Origin of the sequence: Lysobacter changpingensis (genome assembly GCF_017308985.1) — a bacterium.
Taxonomy (GTDB): Bacteria; Pseudomonadota; Gammaproteobacteria; order Xanthomonadales; family Xanthomonadaceae; genus Lysobacter_J; species Lysobacter_J changpingensis.
Genome location: NZ_JADWPE010000001.1, coordinates 338773 through 363103, shown reverse-complemented (window position 1 = coordinate 363103; position 24331 = coordinate 338773). Strand labels below are relative to the sequence as shown.

Here is a 24331-nt window from a genome sequence, read left to right as displayed (position 1 = left end):
TCTCGAACGGAATTCGGCTAACGGGTCAGTTCGGCGTCGCGGCCGGGGCGCGCGGCTTCGCGCGCGGCACGCAGGCGGGCGCCGCGCAGCTCGCGGCGGATCTGCAGCTTCGTGCTGGCGAAGTCCCAGCCCAGCACGATCACGAACACGGCGTAGGCGGCGATGACGTAGTTGAGGTAGGTCATGCGCGGTTCCCCCCGGCAAGATCGGCGACCCACGCCTTGCCGCTCTCGCGACGCAGGTTGTCGGCGCGCGCACGCGCGAGCAGGGCACCGATGAACCACAGCTTGGTGCCGACGATCATCCAGACCAGCGGGCCCATCATGCTCGAATCCATGCTCGATTCGCCGAACACGCGGATCGTCTGCCCCTGGTGCAGCGAGTTCCACCACACCACCGAGTAGCGGATCACCGGCAGCAGCGCGACGCCGACGATCGCCAGCAGCCCGGCGGCACGCGCGGCGGCGCGGCGGTCGTCGATCGCGTTGTAAAGGCCGATCACGCCCAGGTACAGGAACAGCAGGATCAGCTCCGTCGTCAGGCGCGGGTCCCAGTCCCACCACGTGCCCCACATCGGCTTGCCCCAGATGGCGCCGGTGAGCAGGGTGATCAGGGTGAAGGCGGCGCCGATCGGCGCGCAGGCCATCGCCAGGATCTCGCACAGCTTGATCCGCCACACCAGTGCGATGGCCGCGTACAGCGCCATCAGGCCGAACACCGCCATGCTCATCCACGCGCTGGGCACGTGGATGTAGAGGATGCGGAAGCTGTCGCCCTGCTGGTAATCGGCCGGGACCTGGAACAGCGCGCCGTACAGGCCCCACGCCATCACCAGCAGGCCGAGCCCGTAACCCCAGGGCGCCCAGCGCGCGGCGAAGCGGTCGAAGTAGGGCGGCGAACCGAGTTTGTGGAACCAGCGGATGATCGGGTTCATCAGTTTCTCTGCACACGTCCGGCCGGACGGCCGGGCAGTGGCGGGTTTGCGGCGGATTGTCGCGTCGGCCGGAAAGGCGGCCTTGATCTGGCTCAAAGCTCCGTGCGTCGTGCCGATCGGCAGGTCAGCTCAGTGCGATGCGGATCGCCGCAGCCGCGGCCAGCGGGGCCAGGACCAGCGCCACCGCCAGTCCGGCTCCGAGCAGCAGCAGCGCCCCGATCGGATCCAGCCCCTGCGCCGAGGCAGCCACGCTGCCCGCGCCGAACACCAGCACCGGCACGTACAACGGCAGCGCCAGCAAGGCCACGAGTATACCGGAGCGCCGCATCCCGACCGTCAGGGCGGCGACCACCGCGCCGATGAGGCTCAGCAGCGGCGTGCCGAGCGCCAGCGACATCATCAGCACGCCCAGCTGGTCGCGCGGCAGGTACAGCAGTTCGCCCAGGAAAGGCGCGGCGATCAGCAGCGGCAACGCGGTCGTCGCCCAGTGCATGAACGTGCGCACCCCGACCAACCACGCCAGCGGGACCGGCGCGAGCATCCATTGCTCCAGCGAGCCGTCCTCGGCGTCGCCACGGAACAGCGTGTCCAGCGACAGCAAACCAGCCAGCAGCACCGCCAGCCAGAGCACGGCGGCGGCGACCTTCGACAGGGCGGTCTTCTCGCCGCCCAGCGCGAGCGCGAACAGGACCACCACCAGCAGCGCGAACAGCGCCGGTTGCAGCGCATCGCCGCGTCGGCGCCAGAGCAGCCGGAGGTCGCGGACGAACAGGGCGCGTGCGGCCCCGGCCAGGCTGGGCGAGGTGGAGGCGGTCATGCGACGCCCCCCTTGTTCAGCACCAGCATGCGCGTGCGCACCGGCGGGGCGGCGTAGGCGCCGTGGGTGGTGACCAGCGCCGCGCCGCCTTCGCGCAGGTGCGCCTGGACCATGCGGTTCACCAGTTCGATGCCTTCCAGGTCGAGGTTCGCGTACGGCTCGTCGAGCAGCCACAGCGGTGCCGGCGACATCCACAGCCGCGCCAGCGACAACCGCTTCTTCTGCCCGGCCGAGAGCTGGCGGGCCAGGGCGTCCTCGTAGCCGGCCAGGCCGACGATCGCCAGCGCGTTCTCCGGCAGCTGCGCGCGGCGGCGGCCCTGAAGACCGCAGAGGAAGTCGAGGTTTTCCAGCGCGCTCAGGTCGGCCTTCAGGCCCGGAAGATGGCTGAGATAGGCGATCGCACGGGCCCGTCGGGCGTGGCCGGCGGGCTCGCCATCGAGGTCGATCGCGCCGCCATCGGCCCGGAGCAGGCCAGCGAGCACGCGCAGCAGCGTGGTCTTGCCGGCGCCGTTGTCGCCCTGGACGAGCAGCGCCTCGCCGGCATCGACGCTGAAATCGAGCGGGCCGAACACCGGTTCGTCGTTGCGCGCGAAGCGCAGGCCGCGGGCGGCCAGCAGCGGCGGGGCGGGGCGGTCGTTGGGCGTCATCAGGAAGGCTGGGCGCAGGCGCCGCAAGGGGCGGCCATTCTATGCGGTTCGCGAAAGATGCCGCTTGCCGTGACGGGGTGCCTCGCGGCAGCCGGGCGGTTGTAGGCCGGGCAAGCCACGCGCACCGGGGGCCATCAAGCTCGGACGAAAGCGCTGTCGGGCCCCACACCCCTCACGCCGGAATCCACTCCGTATGCGCGACCTCATCCCCCACCGGCCGCGGCGCCAACATCCTCAACCGCACCGGCTCGCCGGCTTCCCAGTCCAGCACGCCGGCCTGGCCGAACTCCTGCGCCAGCCGCAGCACCGCGCTTTCGTCCAGCCCCGCGACCAGCCAGCCCGGCTCGCGCCAGCGGCCGGCGGAATCCTGCGCCCAGCCGGCGTGCCGGCTGGCGCCGAGCGTGTCGAGTTGCGCGACCAGCAGCGCATCGGCCGCTTCGTTGGCCGCGTCCGAGCGCGGCTCCGAAGCCGGATTCCACGCGGTGATGAACGAATAGCGCGACGCCGGGACATACGCTTCCAGGTCCCGCGCGGGCTCGCCCACGCGCAGCGGCAGGGGATCGCCGTCCAGCACGACCACGTACTCCGCGGCGGCGTAGGCGGTGGCGAGCTCGGCGGCGTCGACGATTCGCAACTCATGCATGCGCCCAAGTGTCCACGGCGACCATGACCGGCGCAATGCAGCCGGCCGGCGGAGCAGATGAGCGTTCGTCATGACGCCGCCGGGCCCGCGTCCTTACACTTGGCGGCCCCACACTCCGACGTCGAGTTCCGCCCGCGATGACCCTGCAAACCAAACTGCCGAAGGTCGGCACGACCATCTTCACCGTGATGTCGCAGCTCGCGATGGAGCACGACGCGGTCAACCTCGGCCAGGGCTTCCCGGACTTCAACGTGCCCGAGCGCCTGATCGAAGCGCTCGACCGCGCCATGCGCGAGGGCAGGAACCAGTACGCGCCGATGACCGGCATTCCGGCGCTGCGCCAGGCGATCGCCGCGAAGACCGAACGCTGCTACGGCCATCGCCCCGATGCGGATACCGAAGTGACGGTCGTTTCCGGCGCGAGCGAGGCGATCTTCGATGCGGTTGCCGCGGTGGTGCGGCCGGGCGAGGAAGTGATCGTGCTCGATCCCTGCTACGACTCCTACGAGCCGGCGATCGACCTGGCCGGCGCACGCGCGGTGCACGTGCCGCTGGATCCGGAAACCTTCGCGCCCGACTGGCAGGCGATCCGCGCCGCGGTCACGCCGAACACGCGCCTGCTGATGATCAACTCGCCGCACAATCCGTCCGGCGCGATGTTCACCGGAAGCGACATCGAACAGCTCGCCGCGCTGCTGCGCGACACGAACCTGTGGCTGCTGTCGGACGAGGTGTACGAGCACATCGTGTTCGACGGCCGCCGTCATGAATCCGTGCTGCGCTATCCGGAACTGCGCGAGCGCGCGTTCGTCGTGTCCAGCTTCGGCAAGACGTACCACTGCACCGGCTGGAAGGTCGGTTACTGCATCGCGCCGCCGCTGCTGTCGGCCGAGCTGCGCAAGGTGCACCAGTACAACACCTTCTGCACGTTCGCTCCGGCGCAGTGGGCGTTCGCGGAAATGATCGAAGCCGATCCCGCGCATTACGAACAACTCGGCGCGTTCTACGAAGCCAAGCGCGACCGCTTCCGCGAGCAGCTGCTCACCACGCGCCTGAAGCCGCTGCCGGTGCCGGGCGGCTATTTCCAGCTGGTCGATTACTCCGATGTCAGCGACCGCGACGATGCCGACTTCTGCCGCTGGCTGACGGTGGAGAAGGGTGTCGCCGCGATCCCGTTGTCGCCGTTCTACGAATCGCCGCCGGCGGGCCAACGCCTGGCGCGGTTGTGCTTCGCGAAGAACGAGGCGACGCTGGACAAGGCGATCGAACGGTTGCAGAAGTTGTAGCGGCACGCGCGGTCATTCGCGCGAAGGCGGGAATCCAGGCGTCCGGCGCGTCATGCCTTCCGACGGGCATGATACGTCCGGAAACCGGATCCCCGCTTTCGCGGGGATGACGGCAAACAACAACATCCATCTCCTGGCGAACCCATGAACGACCTCCGCGTCACCCTCGTCCAAGGCGACACCCGCTGGCACGATCCGGCCGGCAATCGCGATTACTACGGCCGCCTGATCGCGCCCCTGCGCGGTGCGACGGATCTGGTGATCCTGCCGGAGACGTTCACCAGCGGCTTCTCCAACGAGGCCATCGGCAGCGCCGAGACGATGCAGGGCGCCACCGTGGAATGGATCCGCGAACAGGCCGCGCGCCTGGACGCCGCCGTGACCGGCAGCGTGCAGCTGCGCGACGGCGAGGGCGTCTACAACCGCCTGCTGTTCGCCACACCGGACGGCGCGATCAGCACCTACGACAAGCGCCACCTGTTCCGCTACGCGCGCGAACACGAACGCTATGCGGCGGGGCGCGATCGCCTCACGCTCGACTGGCGCGGCTGGCGCATCTGCCCGCTGGTCTGCTACGACCTGCGCTTCCCGGTGTTCTCGCGCAATCGCTTCGACGTCGAGCGGCCGGGACAGCTCGATTTCGACCTGATGATCTTCGTCGCCAACTGGCCGTCGGCGCGCGCGTACCCGTGGAAGACGCTGCTGCGCGCGCGTGCGATCGAGAACCTGTGTTACGTCGCGGCGGTGAACCGCGTCGGCACCGACGGCAACGGCCTGCATTACGCAGGCGACAGTGCGGTGATCGATTACGTCGGCCAGCCGGTGACCGAATGCGCCGACGTCGAAACCGTCGTCACCGTGACCCTGTCGGCGGCGGACCTCGCCGCGCATCGCGAGCGTTTCCCGGCGATGCTGGACGCGGATGCGTTCGAGCTGCGCTGAGCGCCGCCTGCCCTTGTAGCCCGGGAAGCGAAGCGCAACCGGGGAAGTGCATGCACGTTCATGCGTGAGTGAGCCCCAGGTGCGCTGCGCTTGCCCGGGCTGCAAACGCGCGAATCCCCCAGTCACGCTTGCCGCGCCGATTCCATGAATCGCGCCGATACGCACCGCGTGAACTCCGTCTTGACATCACTGAACCGTGCGCGGCTTCGCAATTGGCGGCGTCCTTTGGCCTGTTCATGAAACGGGTTGTTAACGATTGCCGTGTCATTGATTACCGCACCTCAACAACGACACGTCGCAACACCCCGCGCGCCCGCGCACAGAACAACACCACAAACGTTCCAAACGCGCCCGCGCTCGACTTCCCCCGGTCACGCAGGCATTGCGTGCGCGACGCCGCGCACGTTCATTGAAAGGAGATTCCATTGGTTACTCGTACGATCCGTAATGCCGGTTTCGCCGTGGCGCTGGGCGCCGTCGCGCTGACCGGGTGCTCGCAGTACATCAAGCGCGACGAATTCGACGCGACCATCGCCGACCTGCGCGCCACCGACCAGCGCCTGCAGTCGCAGCTCGACACGCTCTCGCAGAAGCACGACGCGCTGGTGACGCAGCTGGCCGGACGCACCCGCGTGGACACCGCCGCGCATTTCGGGACCAACGACGCCACCCTGAGCGATCAGGACAAGCCCCTGCTGGACGACTTCGCCCGCGTGATCCGCGAAAGCCATTCTCAGGCCGTGATCACGGTGGAAGGCTTCGCCGACCCGTCGGGTTCGGCGGCGCACAACCGTCGCCTGGGCCTGCAGCGCGCGCAGTCGGTGCGCGACTACCTGGTCGGCGCCGGCATCGGCGATGCCCGCGTGCGCGCGGTCAGCTATGGCGAGGACCGCAACCGCCAGGTGCAGGAAGGCGCCGTCGGCGAGGCCGGCCAGGCCAATCGCCGCGTCTCGCTGGTGGTCGATTACGCCGGCCCGCGCACCGACGCGCAGCAGCAGGCCACGGCATCGCTGTGAAAGATCGCACCGCACAACGGGCGTAGACTCAACGGGCCGCGCTTGCGCGGCCCGTTTTCGTTGACACCGATGCCCCGCGCGCCGCAGCCGCGTCGCGACGCGCCCGGCCTCCGACCAGGGAGCCGTGCCATGTCGTCCGAAACCCTATCCCCGCGCCTCCAGGAATTCCTGGCGTCCAACCACGTCAGCTACGACACGATGACGCACCCGCACGCCTTCACCGCGCGCGACACCGCGGCGTGCGCCCACATCGACAGCCACGAGATGATCAAGACGGTCATGGTGCGACTCGATGGCAAGCTCGCGATGGCGGTGCTGCCGTCCGACGAGTGGCTCGATCTCGCGCAGCTGCGCAAGGTCAGCGGCGCGCGCGAAGTCGCATTGGCGACCGAAGCCGACTTCAAGGACCGCTTCCCCGAATGCGAGGTCGGTGCGATGCCGCCGTTCGGAAATCTCTACGCGATGGACGTGTACGCCGCCGCAAGCCTCGCCGAGGACGACGACATCGCCTTCAATGCAGGCTCGCATCGCGAACTGATGCGCATGGGCTGGGACGACTTCGAACGTCTCGTGCATCCGCGCATCGTCGACCTCACGCGCCACTGATCGCATCACGCGGCCATGCACGGCGCAAGGTTTCCGCCGGACTCAGGTCCGGCGGCGGCGATGCGCGGTCAAGCTGACACGGACAGGGCCTGCATGAGGGGAAGGCATCGATGGATCGCAGCTTCGTGACGCGTTCGTGGCAGCGCGTTCCGCCCCGTGCGCAACAGTGGACCCGGCGCGTCGTATTCGCGCTTGTGGCCGTGTACGCGTTCTACCTGCTGGCCGGCAACATCTTCATCAACACGCCGCTGGGCGAGTGGACGGCGAACCGCAAGCCGGAGAAGTTCCAGATCCAGTGGGGCCTCGGCTACACGCTGTGGCCCGGCCGCGTGAGCGTGTGGGACGTGCGCATGAAAGGCCATGCCGGCCGAACGACATGGTCGGCCGATGCCGGACGCGCCAAGGGTCGTATCGCCATCGCGCCGCTGTTCCGCAAGACCGTGCGCGTGCCTGAGGTGGTCGCGTTCGACGTGACCGGCGCGGTCGATATCGGCGGTCCGCGCAAGCCGCCGTTGCCGGCGCGCCCGGGCGGCTGGGTGCTCCAGTTCGACCGCATCCACAGCGATTCGATACGTGGCGGGCGCCTGGGCGATCTGGTCCTCGAAGGTGTCGGCCGCGCCGATGTCGGTTTCTTCAAGCAGCTGCGTGGCGGTGCGCTGGAACTGATGCCCTCGACCGCGCACTTCGAGAACGTGCAGCTCCGCTACGGCAAGCAGGCGATGCTGCGCGAGGGCCGCATCGATGCGGACTTCGCCATCGCCCGCCACACGCGCGACCAGGCGCGCGGCATCGCCAAGCTGCTGCTGACCGATGCGAAGCTGAAACTCGAGGGAAAGGCGCCGACGCTGGGCGTGAACGTCGACCCGCAAGGGCGCATCGCGCTGTCCAATCTGGCCGGCGACGGCCATGCGCGGATGGAGGTGGGTTTCGCGCGCGGATCGCTGACGCCCGGCAGCCGCCTGCGCTGGCATACGCCGGTGCGCGGCCGGGACGCGCATGGCGTGCAGTTCGCCGATGCGCTCGATGTCGCACTCGACGTGGATCGCGACATGCATCTGGTCGCGCGTGCGCCAGCGCAGGCGCAAGGGCGGCTTTCGCTCGATGCCGACGTGGTCGTGCGCGGCACGCAGGTGCCGCTGAAGGACCCGCGCAGCCTGTTGCCGCGTACTTCGGGGCACGTGGTGGGGCGCTGGCATTTCGGTTCGCTGCGCTGGCTCGGCAACTTCTACGACGCGCCGTGGCTGTCGCTGGACGGCGCGGGCGTGGTCGATGCCGACGTGCGCGTGGTCGATGGACGCATCGCCGGTGGCAGTCGCGTCGGCGTGCCGGACGTGCAGGCGGTCGCGCACGTGATGGGCAATCGCATCGCCGGACGTGCGCGCGCCGAAGGGCGGCTGGACACGGGCCCGAACGACGAACTGCTGCCGAAACTGGACCTGACGATGGAGCGTTTCGACATCGCTGCCGACGATGCGCCGACGAAGCCGTTCGTGCAGGGGCAGGGCCTGCGCATGAAGCTTGAAACGTTGTCGGGCGTCGAACGCCAGGCGCTGCGCCAGCCCGGCGCGATGAAGCACGTCGGCCAAGCGATGCGCGCGCGCCTCACCTTCGCCGATGCGCAGGTGCCGGACCTGCGGGCGTACAACCGCTACCTGCCCAACGAACACCTGCGTTTCGACGGCGGCGCCGGCACGCTGTCGGGCGACCTGACGCTCGATGGTGCGGGTGCGATCGGACAGGGCACGCTCGGCGTCGATGCGCGCGCGGCCCGCATGCATCTGGCGGGCATCGCGCTGCGCACCGACGTGGACATCGACACGAAGCTCCATCGCGCCGACCTGAAACGCCACACGTTCAACATCGACGGCACGCGCATGGCGCTGCAGAACGTCAGCTTCGCCGAACCCGGTGGCGAATCGCGCACCGGCTGGTGGACGCGCATCGACCTGCAACGCGCGCGCATGGACTGGGACCGCCCGGTGAGCATCGACGGTCGTGCGCGGATCGCGATGAAGGACGTCGGCTTCCTGCTTGCGCTGTTCTCGCGCAAGAAGGACTACCCGAAATGGATGTTCAAGCTCATCGACTCCGGCCAGGCGCAGGCCAACGCCAACGTGCGGCTGGCCGGGCAGACGCTGCTGCTCAACGACGTGCACGCGAGCAACCAGCGCTACGACGTGATGGCGCGGTTGCGCCTGCATGGCAAGCGGCGCGATGGCAGCCTGTACGCGAAGTGGGGTGTCCTCAGCTGCGCGGTGGCGGTGGACAACGGGCAACGCGACTTCCACCTGATCAAGGCGCGCGAGTGGTATGACGCGCAGCCGGCTCTGTCGCGTTGATGGCTTCGCGTTTGTAGCCCGGGTAAGGCCGAAGGCCGCACCCGGGTGGGCGGCCGGGATCGCCGACGCACCCCGGGTGGGCGGCCGTGATCGGCAAGGCACCCCGGGTGGGCGGCCGTGATCGGCAAGGCACCCCGGGTGCGCTTCGCTTACCCGGGCTACAAACGCCGGGGATCGATGAGGAGCCGCTCTTGTAGCCCGGGTAAGGCCGAAGGCCGCACCCGGGGTGGGCGGCCGGTATCGCCAACGCACCCCGGGTGGGCGGCCGGTATCGCCAACGCACCCCGGGTGGGCGGCGGTGATCGGTAAGGCACCCCGGGTGCGCTTCGCTTACCCGGGCTACCAACGCGGGAGATCGATTGATGGGGCGCGTCCGCGACTACCGCACTGCCCTCGACCGCATACCCGACTGCCCTCGATCGACTCCCGGCGAGGTTCGCGCGGGCGCGGCGAAGGATCGCGCGGGCACCCGGTCGCCCTCGGACGGGGCCCCTCGCTCCCTCCGCTGCGACTTTGTCGCAATCGCCGGGCACGACGCTGCCCGCGCGCGGACACAGGGCGAGGCCCGTACGCCCTTCGCGAAGGGGCGCGCTGCGACAAAGTCGCAACGTGCGGGCACACGACGCCCGCGCACGGGCATCGACGTCTCCCTTCGAGTGCGCCGCGCACTCGTTCGAGGGCACGCGCATACCCTTCGGAGGCTGCGCGCATGCCGTGCACGGGTTCCGCGCAGAGGCGACCACCACGACGCGACACGACGTCACCGCGAGGCACCGCGCTCAGAACGTCACCGTCACCGTGATCGTGTCGATGTAACTCCCGGGGCGCGGCGGCGGTTGCACCGGCAGCGTCGCGTAGACGGTGGCGGTCTGCGGCGTTCCGGTGCCGGTGTTGGAGACGGTTCCCGATCCACCCGTCCCGTCGCCCCACACCTGCGTGCGACCGCTGTCGCGGTAGAGCCCGTAGGCGAGGGTGTCGCTGCCGCCCGAGCGCGTCATAAGCCGGGATGCCACCGTGGCGCCCGCCCCGCTGCCGGCACTCAGCGCGAGTGTGTAGGCGCTGCCCTTCGTGCACGTCGCGGTGATGACGCCGGTGCTGGTCACGGCGCTCTGCAGGAAGCCCTGCTGGCCGAAGTCGATGTTCGTGCCGGAGATCGTGCAGTCGCTGGCGACCATGGCCGTGGTGGAGACCTGGAAGCTCTGCCAGGACGTCTGTCCCGACGTGCTGCACACGGGCGGCGTGGTCGTATAGCCATAACCCAGCAGAATCGTGCTGGTGATCGTGACGGTATAGCTGCCGGCGGGCGCATTGGTCTGGCCGGTGAACACGGTGCCGTAGAAGCTTTTCTGGGCCGTGCCGGCGCCGCCGCTCAGCGGAATGTCGACGTACAGCGGCGGGTTGCCGTGCCAGGCGCTCCCCCAGATGGTGGTTCGCGTCGCGTCCTGGTACAGCTCGTAGTGAAGGCGCGCCGAAGTCGGGCCCACCATTTCGCGCGGTGTCTGGTCGTCGCCCAGATTCGCGCACACGCGCACGTACGGCGTGGCGAAGCCGGTGCAGTTGAACGTGGCGGTGGACTGCCCTTGGGCGGGCACGCTGGACAGCGGGTTGATCGTGCCGAAGTTCAGCGTCGCCGAGAGCGAGCAGGACTGCGCGATCGCGCCGCCATGCCAGAGCCCGGCCAGGAGCAGCATGAGGACGAACACGATCCTGTTCATGGCGACCGCTCGCACGCGAACGGACCCAGGGTCTTCATCGCATCCTCGCTGCGGAACTGGATGTCCACGTCGCAGGTGCCCCCATCGAGTTGCGCGCGCAGCCGCGTGACGGGCGCCATGTCGGGCAGGAACACCTGTCCGTCGTAGCCGACCGTCTGCACCTCGCCGGTGGCGACGACCGTGACCGCCGTGCCCACCGGCAACGGCCTGCCGGTCCCGTCGACGAGCACGACCGTCGCACCCGTGTAGCGGCCCATCGGGAACGACGCGAGCGCGCCCGACAGCGCACGCGGCGCGATGTCCAGCCGGTCGGCGTCCACACGCACCTCGGGTGGCAGGTCTTCGCTGCGGATCGCCAGCCGGTTGCCCTGCCACGACAGCAGGTCGGGGATCAGCAGGTGTCCCTCGTCGTTCGTCGTGCCGGCGATGCGGTTCTCGCGCAGCACCGGCACGTCCGGCAAGCCGTTGGTGTCCACCAGCGCGAACGCGTCGTAAACCGTGCGCGTGGCCATCAGGTCGCCGTCCATCCACACCAGCGCGCCGGTGGCGTACAGCGAGGCGTTGTCGTAGGTGAAGTCATCGCGCGTGGCGTGTTCGAGCGTCAGCGAGGCTTCGCCGTAGCGCCCCCGGTAGTCCAGTCGGCCCGATCCGTGCCGGTAACCGTCGTTGCCGCCGTCGAGCGTTGCGTTCCAGGCGAAGCCCCCGGCGTCGTAGTCCATCGAGCGGTTCGCGGCGATCGTCGCCGTGCGCGCCTCGCCGTAGCGGCTGAAGCTGGAGGACACGCTGACGCGGCGCTCCAGCGACAGCGAGGCGCCGATGTAGAGGCCGGCGGAATCGGCGACGTCGACGTCGCGGAACGCGCTGGCGAACACGCTCAGCCGTTGCCCGAACGTGCCGCTGTAGCCCATCGACACGATGCGCGAGCCGCCGAGGTCGGAGGCTTCCTGGCGCGTGTAGGTGAAGGTGATCGAATGCCGTTGGCCGATCGGGATGCCGAGCGAGGCATGCGCCTGCCGCTGCGGCACCGTCACGCCTTTCACGCTGCCCAGGTCGCGGTAGCCGCCGTCGGCGCGGAGCGCCTGCAGGTCGATGTTGAATCGTGGCGACTGGTACTGGTAGCCGAGCCCCCACTGCATGCCGTGCTGGCCATCGCCGCCGCTGCCGGTGGCCGATGCGTTGAGCACGCCCGCGCCGCCCAGTTCGAGCAATCCGCCGACGCCGAGGTTGGTGAGCCCGCGCGTGAGTTCGGTATGCGCTTCCAGCGTGAAGCGGTCGCTGATGCCGTGGCGCAGCGATGCGTTGGCCGCCGGATCGCCGGCGTAGTCGAACGATCGGCTGCCGTAGTTGCGGCGCGGATAACCCACCTCCACCGAATAGTCGGTGAGCCCGTCGCCGAGCAGGCGCGTGTCCAGATAGAGCGGCCGACTCAGCGTGACCTGCCGGCCCTGCGCGTCCTGGAACACGACGGTGGCCACGCCCGCGCCGGTGAGCGCCGGTGGCGAGGCGATCACGAACGGGCCGCCGGTCGCGTTGCCGGTGAACTGGCGCAGCCCGTTGACGTAGAGGTCCACCATCGTCGGCACGACCGCGTCGCCGCCGAGAACGGGCAACGGAAAGGTGATCAGGTCCGGGCGCACGTCGAAATTGCGCGACAGGCTCGCGCCGCCCATGTGGATCGCGCGCGACCACGTCAGCGACGAAGACACCAGGTCGCCCACCGTCCACGTGCGCAGCGCGTCGGGGTTCGTGTAGGTCCAGTACGTGTCCTGACGCACGTAGTCGTACTCGCCGTTCTCGATCGTCGCGTAGCCGGTGTTGACGAACACGCCGGCCGGCGAGAAGAAACGCAGCTCGGTGTTGAGCGCGAAGGTGCGGTTGTGGCGGTCGTACTTCGCTTCGAACTCCTCCTCGCCCAGTACCGGCAGCCGACCGTAACGCGCCGATCCCAGCAGCGGCGCGCGCAGGCGGCGCCCCAGGCGCTTCTGCTCGAAATCCACGCGGGAACTCTGCAGGCGCGCGGTGTAGTTGAGCAGCAACCCGGTGCCGGAGCGGCTGGGCGGCGGCGGAGGCGGCGCCTCGCCCAGGCGCTGCGGCGTCAGCATCGACTCGGGCAGGGTGAAGTCGATGCGCTGCGCATCCTCGATGTACTCGAACGAAAGGTCCGGAATGGCGTCGAGCATCACCTGGCGATCGGCGTCGAGCGGCAATGCGTCCTCGCGCAGGCCGATCTGCGTCAGTTCGTCGGCGGGCATGCGGAAGCCCTCGCGTACGCGGTCCACCTGCACGACCAGGCCGGTCGCGCGGCCGTTCACCGTCGCCTCCAGGTAGTAGGACGTTGGTGCGTCATCGGCCGGCTGCGCCGTTGCGGGCGCGAGCGCAGCCACGCGCATCAGCGTGGCGGCGGCGCAGATCGTCACGGTCGTCCGCATGCGCGCGCGCATCGGCTGCCTCTCCCGCACATCGCCGCAGGGACGACGGAGCCGTGGCCGCGCGGCCTCCCTGCCGGGCGATTACAGATCGACCGCGATCGGCTGGCCGTTGAACATCGCGACCACGCGCGTTGGCCGTCCCTTGGCCGCCGCGTTCGCCGGAATGGGCACGCTCCAGCGCATGCTCCGCCCCGGCAGCACGTAGCCGAGCAATCCGCCAACGACCGGCGTGGAGGTACCGCCGGCGTGTTCGATCGCCACCTCGGTCGCCTGCATGTGCGCGTCGCTCTTGTTCTGCGCATCCAGCGTGAGCGTGTTGCCGGATATCTGCGCCGCGAAAGTGACCGCGCCGGGTGGCATCGTCGCCTTGGGCAGCACGAACACCGGCACCGAATAGCGCATCTGCACCGATACGCCGACGTCCGGCGCGCGCGTGGCGTCGGGGATCTCGTCCACGATCAGGCGATAGGTTTCCTCGGCCGCGACGGGCGACTTGTCCACGCGCACGATGCGGATCGACTGCGTCTGCTTCGGCGCCAGCGTGGCCATCGGCGGGCTGGCGACGACCTGCTGCGTCGGTGTCAGGCGGTCCTCGTTGTCCTTCTGGTCCCAGGCGAACACGCGCACCTGCGTCCTGATCGGCGCATCGCCTTCGTTGGTGATCGTCATCACCGCCGTCGCCTTGCCGGGGCCGAGCGTGATCGTGGTCGGCATGACGTGGATCGAGCCGGCCATCGCCGTGCCGCCGGCGAGCGCGAAAGCCAGTGCGAGCGCGGGAAGAACGCGGTTGAGCCTCATGTCGGATCTCCTTGCAACATGGTGGGGGACGCGTTTGCGCCGAAGGCGCGTTCGCTCTGATCGGATGCTGCGGCGACGCGGCGACCTCAGTAGTTGACCGTGACCGTGACGGTGCTCGCGTACGAGCCCGGGGCGGGCGCGGACTGCTCAGGCACCCGCGCGAAGATCACGTGGGCGATGTTTCCCCCGTTGCCGGTGCCGCCGACGGTGTCCGTGCCGATGGTGTTGCCCCAGTTCTGCGTGCGCATGGTGTCGCGGAACAGCTGGTACTTCAGTGAACCGCCGCCGGCGCTGGCCATGCGCCGGTCGGTGATGGTCGAACCGGTGCCCGTGCCGGCGTCCAGGGCCACCGAGTACGCCGTGCCGGGCGTGCAGGCGACGATCAGCGTGCTGGTGGTGTCGGCGTTTGCGGTCATGACACCGAGCGTGCCGAAGTCGATGTTCGGCGCGCTGATGATGGTGCAGTCGCTGACCATCGTGGCCAGCACCTGGAAGGTCGCCGTCTTGGTGGCGGCGGATGAGGCGAGGGGCGCCATCGCGAACGCCGCGATGGCGGCCAGCGATGGAAGACGGGAAGCGGGCAGGGTACGCATCGAAAACCTCCTGGCAGCGATGGCGCCGGATCGCGGATCCGGTTTCAGTACGTGACAAGGACGAGAAGGCGCCGCGGTGAAGGGGCGCGGCGAACGTCGGACGTGGCCTGGAGGCCGATGGCGTACGGCGCGCCCGAGGTGCAGCGGATATCGATCGCGGCTGTCGTCGCGGCGAAGGCCGGCGCGTCGATGCGACAGGACGAAGCGACCGTTGCGGTCACCCGAAAGGCAGACACGTGCGTTGCTGCCGAGGCGGCACACGCGAACAGTGCGGCGACCGCGCAGGCGCCCACCCTTGCCGTGTCCGATATCGCCACGATGCGATCTCCCGGCTTGTCGTCCGGTGAGCGGCCGCGAGGCGAGGCGGGCATCGGCCGCAGGAGGCCCGCGCTACATGCTTGGCCCGCGTTCGTTCAGTGGGAGTGAAATCGCGCGCCGTATGTCGCCGGCCTTCGCAGGCACGATTCGCAGAAACAGAACGGGGCGCTCGCGCGCCCCGTCTCGTGTCGTTCGATCGCTGGAATCAGCCGCGCGGACCGCGACCGCCGCCCGGACGTCCACCGCCGCGCGGACCACCCGGACGCGGACCGCCTGCCGGGCGATTGCCACCGGGACGGTTACCCCCCGGACGACCGCCGGCCGGCTTCGGGCCGCCCGGACGACCGCCCGGACGCGGCGCACGCGGCTTGTCGCCGTACGGATTGAAGCTGCCGGGGTTGGCATGGTCGGAGGGGAAGCTCGGCGCATTGCCCGGATGACCGTAGGGACGCGAGGCGCGCTGGCCCTGGCCCTGTCCGCCGCGCGGCCCCTGGCCGCTGCGCTGGCCACCGCCGCCGCTGCGTTCGCCGCCGAAACCGCCGCCGAAACCGCCACCGCTGCGTTCACCGCCAAAGCCGCCACGCTCGCCGCCGAAACCACCGCCGGCACGACCGCCACCGCCACCCGGACGCGGGCCCTTGCCGGCGTGCGGCTTGCGCGGACCGCGCGGGCCGTCGGGATTGCGATGACCGCTCGGGCCGGTGCTCACGCCGTCCGGCACGTACCACGTGCGGAACGCGGCGGGATTGCCTTCCGGCAGCGGCTTCGGACCTTTTTCCTTGCGCTGCTTGAACGGCTTGTTGCTGGCCTTCGCCGCGGCTTCGCCGCTGACGGTCAGGCCGCCGTGCTTGCGCGGACCGCCACGGCCACGACCACCGCGATCCTCGCGCACGTGGTCGAAGCGGCGCAGCTCGCGGCCTTCATCGGCGGTGTTGTGGCCGCCGACGTAACCGTGCGAGCGGCTCTTGCCGGTGAGGTCGATGGTCGCCTTGGTCGCCTTGCGCTGGCCGATCACCGGCTGCAGCGTCAGCGCCGATGGCGTGCCGTCTTCCAGGCCGAGCTTGCCGCGCAGCGATTCGACCGCATCGGATGCGAGTTCGCGCGACTGGCCGCGCAGCAGTTCGCGCGGCAGCGACACCTCGCCGTAGCGGATGCGCTTGAGGCGGCTCACCTGGCAGCCCTGCGATTCCCACAGGCGGCGCACTTCGCGATTGCGGCCTTCCTTCACCACGACGCGGAACCAGTCGTGCGAGTCGGTGCCGCCGATGCGTTCGATCTCGTCGAACTTCGCCGGACCGTCCTCCAGCGCGACGCCGCGCGCGAGGCGGTCGACGATGTTGTCCGGCACCACGTCCTCGCCTTCCGGCGCACGCACGCGGCAGACGTATTCGCGCACGACCTCGAAGGAGGGGTGCATCAGCGCGTTGGCCAGCTCGCCGTCGGTGGTGAGCAGCAGCAGGCCGGTGGTGTTGATGTCCAGGCGGCCGATCGCGATCCAGCGGGCGCCCTTCAGCGCGGGCAGGGCCTCGAACACGGTCGGACGGCCTTCGGGATCCTCGCGCGTGGTCACTTCGCCTTCGGGCTTGTTGTACATCAGCACGCGCGAGGGATCGGTCAGCGCGCTGGCGACGAACTGGCGTCCGTCGATCTCGATGCGGTCGCCGCTCTTCACGCTCACGCCGATCTGCGCGGTCTCGCCGTTGACCTTCACCAGGCCGTCGGCGATGCGCTGCTCCAGCGCTCGGCGCGAACCCAGGCCGGCCTGCGCGAGCACCTTGTGCAGGCGCTCTTCCAGGCGCGGGGCCTCGGTGGCGGCGGGATCGGCGGCGCGTTTGAGGGTGAGCTTGCGGCTCTTTTCTTCAGTCATGTTTGTGTTGCTCCGACTCGGCCGTCAGGGCCTCGTCATCTTCGGGAACGGTCGTCGTCTCGACGGCGTTGTCTTGCTCGTGATCGTTCGCGTCCGCCGCGCGCTCACCCGGCGCGGCTTCGGGGTCGCCCTGCGGGGCGTATTCGTCTTCGTCTTCGTTGACGTCGAGATCGGCGACCTCGGCGTCGGCGATTTCGTTGTCGTTGTCGTTGTCGATATCGGACGCCGATTCGTCGTCCGTCGCATCGACGGTGTTCTGCTCTTCGTCGGCTTCGATGCCGGAGCCGGCGTCGGTTTCGTCGTCGGGCGGCATCGCGCTGCCGGCTTCGGCTTCCTGCTGCGAAGCGGCGGATGCGTCGGCATCGGCATCGCCGGCGTCGGCGTCCGCTTCGTTCGCCGCCGCCAGATCGGCCGCGCCCTCGTCGCCTTCCGCGTTCGACGCTTCGCCTTCCGCCAGGCCGGCGGCGATCGGCGCCGTCTTGCCTTCGAACTCCAGCTGCGGCTCCAGCTCGCCGATGTCCTTCAGTTCCGACAGCGGCGGCAGTTCGTCCAGGCGCTTGAGGCCGAAGTAGTCCAGGAACGCCTTCGTCGTGCCGAACAGCGCCGGCTTGCCCGGCACGTCGCGATGGCCGACGACGCGGATCCACTCGCGTTCCTCCAGCGCCTTGATGATGTTGCTGCTCACCGCCACGCCGCGCACCTGCTCGATCTCGCCGCGCGTGATCGGCTGGCGGTAGGCGATCAGCGCCAGCGTTTCCAGCGTGGCGCGCGTGTAGCGAGTCTGCCGCTCGGTCCACAGGCGCGCGACCCACGGGTGCACGTCGGCCTTCACCTGGAAGCGGAAGCCCGACGACACCTCGACCAGCTCGACGCCGCGGTCCTCGCAGCCGGCGCGCAGGGTTTCCAGCGCCTGCTCGACGCTGTCCGGCGGCGCGGGCTGGTCCTCGGGGAACAGCGCGTGCAACTGCGCCAGCGTCAGCGGCTGGTTGGCCGCCAGCAGCGCGGCTTCGACGATGCGGGTGATCAGTTGTTGGTCCATGGATCGATCGGTTTCCAGCCTTGGGGCGTCATTCCCGCGAGCGCGGGAACCGGGTGCCTTTGGAACGGTTGAGACCCGAACGAGAATCGCCGGAGCGAACGTCGCCGGGTTCCCGACTGCGCGGTGATGACGACAGGGCGTCGTCAGCCATCGTTCGCCGCCGGCTCGTCGAACTCGCTGCTCAGTTCGATCTCTTCCCCGTCCTTGAGCAGCGCGAGCGACTTGACGTAGATCGGTGCGAACGGTGCTTCCTGCACGATCTCCACCAGTTGTTCCTTGGCCAGCGTGAGCATGCCCAGGAACGTCACCACGATGCCGAGCTTGCCTTCCTCGGCAGTGAACAACGTTTCGAAGCGGTAGAAACTGCCGTCCTTCAGGCGTTCGAGCAGTTCGCCCATGCGCTGGCGGACGCTGAGCGCATCGCGCTTGATCGCGTGCTGGGTGAACAGCTCGGCGCGCTTGAGCACGTCGTGCAGCGCAAGCAGCATTTCCTTCAGGTCCACCGGCGGAGGCAGGCGGACCGACGCGCGGTCGGGCACGAACGCCTGCACCGGTGCGGTGTCGCGATCCTGGCGGGGCAGGGCGTCGATGTCCTCCGCCGCCTTCTTGAAGCGCTCGTACTCCTGCAGCCGGCGGACCAGTTCGGCGCGCGGATCCTCTTCCTCGCCTTCCTCGTTGACCGCGCGCGGCAGCAGCATGCGCGACTTGATCTCGGCCAGCATCGCGGCCATCACCAGGTAGTCGGCGGCCAGCTCGAAGCGCATCTCGTGCATGGCCTGGATGTACTCGACGTACTGGCGGGTGATGTCCGCCACCGGGATGTCGAGGATGTCCAGGTTCTGCCGGCGGATCAGGTACAGCAGCAGGTCGAGCGGACCTTCGAACGCCTCGAGGATGACCTCCAGCGCGTCCGGTGGGATGTACAGGTCCTGCGGGATCTGCAGCACGGGCTGGCCATGCACCACCGCCAGCGGCATTTCCTGCTGCTGTGGCGCGGTGGAGGCCGGGGCGGCCACGGGTTGCGGATCGCTCGCGTCGGCTGCGCGTTCTTCGGTCATTCGGAGCCGGCCCCTCCGGGCCGTCGGCACTGCTATCGCTCAGGCTGGCGGTCGCATGGACCACCGTGGATGCAACGGACTTGCTGGACGAACTGGGTCGCGACGTCCCCTGTCGGAACTTTCCTAAGCAGGAACCTTACCTTTCGGAACGTCAGGCCTGGCCCGGACGGCCAACGCGGCGCGTCACGCGGGGGCGTGGCGGGCGGTGGGTTCGGGCGCGAGGCCGTCGGGGGCAGCGGCGCATCGTGGATGCGTGCGAGGCGACGGTGTGGGGAGCCGGTCGCGTCGGGCCGCTGCAGCCGGCCTTGTGAAGGCAAGGGTACGGCCTCGTCCGGGTCATGTCCAGCCGCGCGGCGCGACTACAATTCAGCCTGGTTTCCCATTGGTATGGAAGGACGCGCGAACGCATGTGGTACGTGATCGAAGGTTACGACGGCCAGGACGTGCTGGCCCGACGCATGGCGGCGCGGCCCGAACACCTCGCCCGGCTGACCGCGCTGCGCGACGCCGGACGGCTGCTGCTCGCCGGACCGTGCCCGGCGGTCGACGCCGAGGACCCCGGTCCGGCCGGTTTCAGCGGCAGCGTCGTGATCGCGGAATTCGAATCGCTGGAGGCCGCCCTTGCCTGGGCCGACGCCGATCCCTACGTGGCCGCGGGCGTCTACCAGCGCGTGGAGGTCCGGCCGTTCCGCAAGGTGCTGCCGTGAGCCTGCCGCGCGAGGCGCGCCTCGCGGCGATCCGGGCCGCGATCGGGTCCGCCCTCGCGCCGGTGTCGCTGGAGATCGAGGACGAAAGCCACCGTCACGCGGGCCACGCCGGCGCCGCCGACGGGCGAGGGCACTTCCGCGTCGACGTGGTGAGCGAGGCGTTCGCCGGGCTCGGGCCGATCGCGCGGCATCGGGCGATCTACGCGGCGCTGGGCGAGCTCATGGCGACCGACATCCATGCGCTCTCGATCCGGGCGCGCACGCCGTCGGAAGTCGCCGGAGAGTGATCGAATCGTGCCGCGCTGCAACATCCGCGCGGCGATTTGGCGGCGAGAACGCCGAAGAAGCGGGCGTTTGCGGCGTTCGGATAACGTTGCCTTTACACTCGAATTTGAAAACGTTTACAGTCCGCGCGCATTGTCCGCGGAGGCCCGGTTAGCGTGGCGAGCGTAACCATCAAAGACGTCGCGCGCGTTGCGCAGGTATCGGTCGCCACCGTATCGCGCGCGCTCAACGGCCACGGCAACGTCGCCGAAGACGTGCGCAACCGCGTCTTCGCCGCCGCGCAGGAACTGCGCTACACCCCGCACGCCGCCGCGCGCAGCCTCAGCAGCCGCCGCACCCAGACGCTCGGCGTGGTGCTGCCGGACCTGCATGGCGAATTCTTCTCCGAACTGATGCGCGGCATCGACCAGGTCGCCCGCGCGCAGCGGCTGCACCTGCTGGTGTCCAGCTATCACGGCAATCCGCAGGAGCAGGGCGCGGCCCTTCGCGCGATGCGCGGGCGCGTGGACGGCCTGCTGGTGCTGTCGCCGTTCGCCGAAATGCCGCCGCTGCTCGGCGAGCACCTGGATTCGTCGCTGCCGACGGTGCTGATCAACAGCCAGTCCGGGCTCGATGGCACCGCCGTGCTGCGGGTGGACAACCATGGCGGCGCGGTCGCGATGGTCGAGCACCTCGTTTCGTGCGGGCATCGCAAGATCGCCTTCATCGCCGGCCCGGCCGACAACTTCGATGCGCACGAGCGCCTGCGCGGCTACCGCGATGCGCTCGCCCGGCTGCTGCCCGGCGCGCCCGAGTGGGTGGTGCAGGGCGACTTCGACGAAGCATCCGGCCATCGCGCCGGGCACGAGCTGCTCGCCGCGCCGCAGCGCCCGGACGCGGTGTTCGCCGCCAACGACATGATGGCGCTGGGCTGCCTGTTCGCCTTCGCCCAGGCCGGCGTGCGCGTGCCGGGCGACATCGCCCTGGCCGGCTTCGACGACATTCCGCTGGCGCGCTACGTCCACCCCGCGCTCACGACCATCCGCGTCAACATCGCCGAACTCGGCGCACGCGCGGCGCGATTGCTCATCGCGCAGATCACGCCGGACGCGGGTGGCGAATCGCCCACCACGCCCTCCGACGGCGTGCTGGCGACCGAGCTGATCGTGCGCGAATCCAGCGGTTCGCCCCCGTCCACCCCGCGTTCCCCGTGATGCACGCGTCTGCCGGGCGTCACGGTTCCTTGTGTCTGTTCGCTGTAAACGATTCCACGTGGTTCGACATGCTTTTGGAGAGAGGAAGCATATGAATTCGAGGTTCCCCCGATACCCGACACGCCGGCTGCTCGCCTGCGCCCTGGCCAGCTGCCTGGCCGTCGCCGCCCCCGCGGCGATGGCGCAGAGCACCTCGGCCACCGTCCGTGGCCAGATCACGGTCGATTCGGCGCCCGCCGCCGACGCCCAGATCACCGCGACCAACACCGCCACCGGCCTGACCCGCAAGGTCCAGGCGGCCAACGGCACCTACAACGTCGGCGGCCTGCCGCCGGGCACGTACCGCATCGACGCGGTCGCTGGCGGGCAGACCACCACGCGCACGGTGACGTTGCAGGTGGGGCAGACGGCGACGATCAACCTGTCCGCCGGCGGCCTGCCGGAGACGGCGCCGGCGGGCGAGGCGACCACGGTCGATGCGGTCACCGTCACCAGCGAGGTCGTGGCCGAAACCAAGACCTCGGAAATCGCCACCTACGTCACCAACAAGCAGATCGAGTCGCTGCCGCAGGGCACGCGCAACTTCCTCGCCTTCGCCGACCTCGCGCCGGGCGTGGCGTTCGAAACCGGCAACGAGGGCTCCACGCGCATCAAGTCCGGCGCGCAGAACGCCAACGGCATCAACGTCTACATCGACGGCGTCGGCCAGAAGGATTACGTGCTGCGTGGCGGCATCAGCGGCCAGGATTCCAGCCGCGGCAATCCGTTCCCGCAGTCGGCGATCGGCGAGTACAAGGTCATCACGCAGAACTACAAGGCCGAGTACGACCAGCTCAGCAGCGCGGCGATCGTCGCCACCACGCGCTCGGGCACCAACAATTTCGAAGGCAGCTTCTTCTGGGATTACACCTCCACCGACTGGCGCACGCCGACGGTGTTCGAGGAGCGCGCCGACGACAAGGTGCAGACCAAGGAAGAGCAGTACGGCGCGACCTTCGGTGGTCCGATCCTGCGCGATCGGGCGCACTTCTTCCTGTCGTACGAAGCGAAGGAATACGAGTCGCCGCGCACGCTGACGCCGGGTCGCGGCTTCACCATCGACCAGCTTCCGGATTTCCTTCAGGCGGAAGCGGGCACCGGCCTGTTCAACGCGCCGTTCAAGGAAAACCTGTACTTCGGCAAGGTCGACTGGCTGATCGGCGAGAACCATTACTTCGAATTCAGCGGCAAATACCGCGACGAAGAGGAACTCACCAACACCGGCGGCCAGAACCTGCCCAGCTACGCGACCAACAAGCTCAACGAGGAAACGCGCGCGGACCTGCGCTACCAGTACACCAACGGTCCGTGGCTCAACGATTTCCACCTGACCTACGAGGACTCGAAGTTCAACCCGAGCCCGTACACCAGCGGGATCGCGTACATCCTGAGCAATCGCAGCGACAACGGCGATGCCGATTTCAACAACGTCATCGTGCGCAGCGGCGGCGGTTCGGACTTCCAGGACAAGGGCCAGAAGGGCTGGGGCATCCAGAACGACCTGACCTTTACCGGTTTCCAGGACCACACCCTGAAGATGGGTATCAAGTACAAGGATGTGGACGTCGATGCGACCGAGCGCCAGCCGTACTACCCGCAGTTCACCTACGACCTGCTGAGCAGCCTGACCCAGCCGATCCACGTGAAGTTCGGCACCGCGCTGCCCGGCGTCGGCGACGGTTCGGCATCGTCGGCGAACAAGCAGTACGGCATCTATTTCCAGGACGACTGGGAGGTCAACGACAAGCTGATCCTCAACCTCGGCCTGCGCTACGACTATGAGAAGAGCCCGACGTACCTGGATTACGTCACGCCGGCCGACGTCGCCGCCGCGCTGCGCAATTCGACCGCGATCAACAACCCGAACTCGGGCATCAACGTCGAGCGTTACATCAGCAACGGCAGCAACCGCAAGTCGTTCAAGGACGGCTGGCAGCCGCGCCTGGGCTTCTCCTACGACCTGTTCGCCGACCAGGCGCACGTGATCTACGGCGGCGCCGGCCGCGCGTACGACCGCAACCTGTTCGACTGGCTGCAGCTGGAAATCACCAAGTCGACCTTCCCGACGACCGACATCGATTTCCTCCGCGCCGACGGCACCTGCCCGCGTGCGGTGGCCGGTACGCCGTGCCAGCCGTGGGATCCGTCGTACTTCGATCCGGATGTGCTGGCGACGCTGGCCTCGCAGACCGGGTTGGGTCGCGAAGTCTTCATGCTCGACAACAACCTGCAGACGCCGTACTCCGACCAGTTCAGCCTGGGCATGCGCAACGCCGTCGGCGACTGGCTGACCGACGTGACGATCTCGCGCGTGGAGAGCCACGACGGCTTCGTGTTCCTGCTCGGCAACCGCCTGCCGGATGGCTCGTTCTTCGCGCCGGGGCTGAGCTGGGGCCCGCCGTGGGGCCAGGGCTTCGCGCCGTTCGGCAATCTCATCCTGGGAACCAACGGGCTTGAGACCAAGACCAACGCGCTGTATCTGAAGGCCGAAAAGCCCTACACGGCCGAATCGGGCTGGAGCGTCACCGTCGCCTACACCTATCTGGACGCGCGCGAGCAGCGCGAATCGCCGGAAGTGTTCTCGCTCGACTATCCGACCGTCCAGGCGCTGGGCTGGCACGACGCCGAAGTGCCGGAGCATCGCCTCGTGGCGACCGGCATCTACGACGGCCCGTGGGGCACGACGCTGTCGGCCAAGCTGACGCTGACCTCGCAGCCGCCGCGCTATTTCGTGAACTGTCGCGACGTGGACGTGGTCAACAACTGCTTCATCGACCAGTACAAGCCGGACGGAACGTATGGGTACAAGCAGTTCGACATCGCCGCGATGAAGGAATTCGACACCGGCGCGGGCTTCAAGATGTGGGCGCGCGCCGACATCCTGAACGTCTTCGACTGGGCGAACTACAACAGCTACCAGGATTATCCGGGTGGCTTCCAGTCGCCCAACCCCGAATTCGGCATCCCGCTCGCACAGGCCCTGCCGACCCGTACCTTCAAGCTTTCGCTGGGCTTCAACTTCTGACCCGCGCCGCCGGCCGCTTACCTCGTCGGAGCGGC

21 protein-coding genes are annotated in these 24331 nt (G+C 69.0%); 9 read left to right on the top strand and 12 right to left on the bottom strand.

Annotated features, from left to right (window positions below; genetic code table 11):
- Positions 1–17: 17 nt before the first annotated feature.
- The 5 genes from ccmD to I4U41_RS01475 all read right to left on the bottom strand — a co-directional run bounded on the left by ccmD (position 18) and on the right by I4U41_RS01475 (position 3041).
- Positions 18–185, bottom strand: a complete 168-nt coding sequence (ccmD, locus tag I4U41_RS01495; RefSeq protein ID WP_206859093.1) for a heme exporter protein CcmD — start codon at positions 183–185, stop codon at positions 18–20.
- A complete protein-coding gene (ccmC, locus tag I4U41_RS01490; protein ID WP_206859090.1) occupies positions 182–934 on the bottom strand; it encodes a heme ABC transporter permease CcmC in 753 nt (250 codons plus the stop codon). Before ccmC ends, ccmD begins: the two co-directional genes overlap by 4 nt.
- A gap of 124 nt (positions 935–1058) precedes the next feature.
- Complete coding sequence (gene ccmB, locus I4U41_RS01485) at positions 1059–1751, bottom strand: heme exporter protein CcmB (protein ID WP_206859084.1); 693 nt, start codon at positions 1749–1751, stop codon at positions 1059–1061.
- Complete coding sequence (gene ccmA / locus I4U41_RS01480; protein ID WP_206859083.1) at positions 1748–2398, bottom strand: heme ABC exporter ATP-binding protein CcmA; 651 nt, start codon at positions 2396–2398, stop codon at positions 1748–1750. The genes ccmB and ccmA overlap by 4 nt, the downstream gene beginning before the upstream one ends.
- 172 nt (positions 2399–2570) lie before the next feature.
- The gene (locus I4U41_RS01475) at positions 2571–3041 is read right to left on the bottom strand and encodes a DUF3293 domain-containing protein (protein WP_206859082.1); all 471 of its coding nucleotides are present in this window, start codon (positions 3039–3041) and stop codon (positions 2571–2573) included.
- A gap of 137 nt (positions 3042–3178) precedes the next feature.
- On the opposite strand from I4U41_RS01475, the gene I4U41_RS01470 reads away from it, so the two are divergent.
- The 5 genes from I4U41_RS01470 (at position 3179) to I4U41_RS01450 (ending at position 9230) form a co-directional block, all read left to right on the top strand.
- Positions 3179–4327, top strand: a complete 1149-nt coding sequence (locus I4U41_RS01470; protein ID WP_206859081.1) for a pyridoxal phosphate-dependent aminotransferase — start codon at positions 3179–3181, stop codon at positions 4325–4327.
- 144 nt (positions 4328–4471) lie between these two features.
- On the top strand, positions 4472–5269 hold the full coding sequence (locus tag I4U41_RS01465; protein ID WP_206859079.1) for an amidohydrolase: 798 nt from the start codon (positions 4472–4474) through the stop codon (positions 5267–5269).
- A 425-nt stretch (positions 5270–5694) separates the two neighbouring features.
- Positions 5695–6285, top strand: a complete 591-nt coding sequence (locus I4U41_RS01460; protein ID WP_206859077.1) for an OmpA family protein — start codon at positions 5695–5697, stop codon at positions 6283–6285.
- Positions 6286–6414: 129 nt separating this feature from the next.
- Entirely contained in the window at positions 6415–6891 is a 477-nt protein-coding gene (locus I4U41_RS01455; RefSeq protein WP_206859075.1) for an aminoacyl-tRNA deacylase, read from the top strand.
- Positions 6892–7001: 110 nt separating this feature from the next.
- A complete protein-coding gene (locus I4U41_RS01450) occupies positions 7002–9230 on the top strand; it encodes a hypothetical protein (RefSeq protein WP_206859073.1) in 2229 nt (742 codons plus the stop codon).
- Between the two features lie 779 nt (positions 9231–10009).
- Here I4U41_RS01450 and I4U41_RS01445 read toward each other — a convergent pair.
- The 7 genes from I4U41_RS01445 to I4U41_RS01415 form a co-directional block, all read right to left on the bottom strand.
- Positions 10010–10945: a Csu type fimbrial protein gene (locus I4U41_RS01445; protein ID WP_206859071.1), complete on the bottom strand. Its 936-nt coding sequence runs from the start codon at positions 10943–10945 to the stop codon at positions 10010–10012.
- Positions 10942–13386: a fimbria/pilus outer membrane usher protein gene (locus I4U41_RS01440; RefSeq protein ID WP_206859069.1), complete on the bottom strand. Its 2445-nt coding sequence runs from the start codon at positions 13384–13386 to the stop codon at positions 10942–10944. Before I4U41_RS01440 ends, I4U41_RS01445 begins: the two co-directional genes overlap by 4 nt.
- Before the next feature lie 69 nt (positions 13387–13455).
- On the bottom strand, positions 13456–14172 hold the full coding sequence (locus I4U41_RS01435; RefSeq protein ID WP_206859068.1) for a fimbrial biogenesis chaperone: 717 nt from the start codon (positions 14170–14172) through the stop codon (positions 13456–13458).
- An 86-nt stretch (positions 14173–14258) separates the two neighbouring features.
- The gene (locus tag I4U41_RS01430) at positions 14259–14765 is read right to left on the bottom strand and encodes a Csu type fimbrial protein (RefSeq protein WP_206859067.1); all 507 of its coding nucleotides are present in this window, start codon (positions 14763–14765) and stop codon (positions 14259–14261) included.
- 523 nt (positions 14766–15288) lie between these two features.
- The gene (locus tag I4U41_RS01425; RefSeq protein ID WP_206859065.1) at positions 15289–16950 is read right to left on the bottom strand and encodes a pseudouridine synthase; all 1662 of its coding nucleotides are present in this window, start codon (positions 16948–16950) and stop codon (positions 15289–15291) included.
- Positions 16943–17989, bottom strand: a complete 1047-nt coding sequence (gene scpB / locus I4U41_RS01420; RefSeq protein WP_206859062.1) for an SMC-Scp complex subunit ScpB — start codon at positions 17987–17989, stop codon at positions 16943–16945. The genes I4U41_RS01425 and scpB overlap by 8 nt, the downstream gene beginning before the upstream one ends.
- A gap of 143 nt (positions 17990–18132) precedes the next feature.
- Positions 18133–19047: a segregation and condensation protein A gene (locus I4U41_RS01415; RefSeq protein WP_206859056.1), complete on the bottom strand. Its 915-nt coding sequence runs from the start codon at positions 19045–19047 to the stop codon at positions 18133–18135.
- Positions 19048–19454: 407 nt separating this feature from the next.
- Between I4U41_RS01415 and I4U41_RS01410 the strand changes: the two genes are divergently transcribed.
- The 4 genes from I4U41_RS01410 to I4U41_RS01395 all read left to right on the top strand — a co-directional run bounded on the left by I4U41_RS01410 (position 19455) and on the right by I4U41_RS01395 (position 24296).
- A complete protein-coding gene (locus tag I4U41_RS01410) occupies positions 19455–19754 on the top strand; it encodes a YciI family protein (RefSeq protein WP_206859055.1) in 300 nt (99 codons plus the stop codon).
- A 2-nt stretch (positions 19755–19756) separates the two neighbouring features.
- Positions 19757–20041 carry a BolA family protein gene (locus I4U41_RS01405; protein WP_242524957.1) on the top strand — a complete coding sequence of 95 codons (285 nt, stop codon included), beginning with the start codon at positions 19757–19759 and terminating at the stop codon, positions 20039–20041.
- Between the two features lie 153 nt (positions 20042–20194).
- Positions 20195–21232 (top strand): LacI family DNA-binding transcriptional regulator, encoded by a 1038-nt coding sequence (locus tag I4U41_RS01400; RefSeq protein ID WP_320415124.1) that lies wholly within the window; start codon positions 20195–20197, stop codon positions 21230–21232.
- Between the two features lie 91 nt (positions 21233–21323).
- Positions 21324–24296, top strand: a complete 2973-nt coding sequence (locus I4U41_RS01395) for a TonB-dependent receptor (RefSeq protein ID WP_206859047.1) — start codon at positions 21324–21326, stop codon at positions 24294–24296.
- The last annotated feature ends 35 nt before the right edge of the window (positions 24297–24331 follow it).

Bases quoted from the DNA above. Each gene is read 5' to 3' on its own strand.
- ccmD (WP_206859093.1), bottom strand. From the start codon at position 185: ATGACCTACCTCAACTACGTCATCGCCGCCTACGCCGTGTTCGTGATC.
- ccmC (WP_206859090.1), bottom strand. From the start codon at position 934: ATGAACCCGATCATCCGCTGGTTCCACAAACTCGGTTCGCCGCCCTAC.
- ccmB (WP_206859084.1), bottom strand. From the start codon at position 1,751: ATGACCGCCTCCACCTCGCCCAGCCTGGCCGGGGCCGCACGCGCCCTG.
- ccmA (WP_206859083.1), bottom strand. From the start codon at position 2,398: ATGACGCCCAACGACCGCCCCGCCCCGCCGCTGCTGGCCGCCCGCGGC.
- I4U41_RS01475 (WP_206859082.1), bottom strand. From the start codon at position 3,041: ATGCATGAGTTGCGAATCGTCGACGCCGCCGAGCTCGCCACCGCCTAC.
- I4U41_RS01470 (WP_206859081.1), top strand. From the start codon at position 3,179: ATGACCCTGCAAACCAAACTGCCGAAGGTCGGCACGACCATCTTCACC.
- I4U41_RS01465 (WP_206859079.1), top strand. From the start codon at position 4,472: ATGAACGACCTCCGCGTCACCCTCGTCCAAGGCGACACCCGCTGGCAC.
- I4U41_RS01455 (WP_206859075.1), top strand. From the start codon at position 6,415: ATGTCGTCCGAAACCCTATCCCCGCGCCTCCAGGAATTCCTGGCGTCC.
- I4U41_RS01450 (WP_206859073.1), top strand. From the start codon at position 7,002: ATGGATCGCAGCTTCGTGACGCGTTCGTGGCAGCGCGTTCCGCCCCGT.
- I4U41_RS01445 (WP_206859071.1), bottom strand. From the start codon at position 10,945: ATGAACAGGATCGTGTTCGTCCTCATGCTGCTCCTGGCCGGGCTCTGG.
- I4U41_RS01440 (WP_206859069.1), bottom strand. From the start codon at position 13,386: ATGCGCGCGCGCATGCGGACGACCGTGACGATCTGCGCCGCCGCCACG.
- I4U41_RS01435 (WP_206859068.1), bottom strand. From the start codon at position 14,172: ATGAGGCTCAACCGCGTTCTTCCCGCGCTCGCACTGGCTTTCGCGCTC.
- I4U41_RS01430 (WP_206859067.1), bottom strand. From the start codon at position 14,765: ATGCGTACCCTGCCCGCTTCCCGTCTTCCATCGCTGGCCGCCATCGCG.
- I4U41_RS01425 (WP_206859065.1), bottom strand. From the start codon at position 16,950: ATGACTGAAGAAAAGAGCCGCAAGCTCACCCTCAAACGCGCCGCCGAT.
- scpB (WP_206859062.1), bottom strand. From the start codon at position 17,989: ATGGACCAACAACTGATCACCCGCATCGTCGAAGCCGCGCTGCTGGCG.
- I4U41_RS01415 (WP_206859056.1), bottom strand. From the start codon at position 19,047: ATGACCGAAGAACGCGCAGCCGACGCGAGCGATCCGCAACCCGTGGCC.
- I4U41_RS01410 (WP_206859055.1), top strand. From the start codon at position 19,455: ATGTGGTACGTGATCGAAGGTTACGACGGCCAGGACGTGCTGGCCCGA.
- I4U41_RS01395 (WP_206859047.1), top strand. From the start codon at position 21,324: ATGAATTCGAGGTTCCCCCGATACCCGACACGCCGGCTGCTCGCCTGC.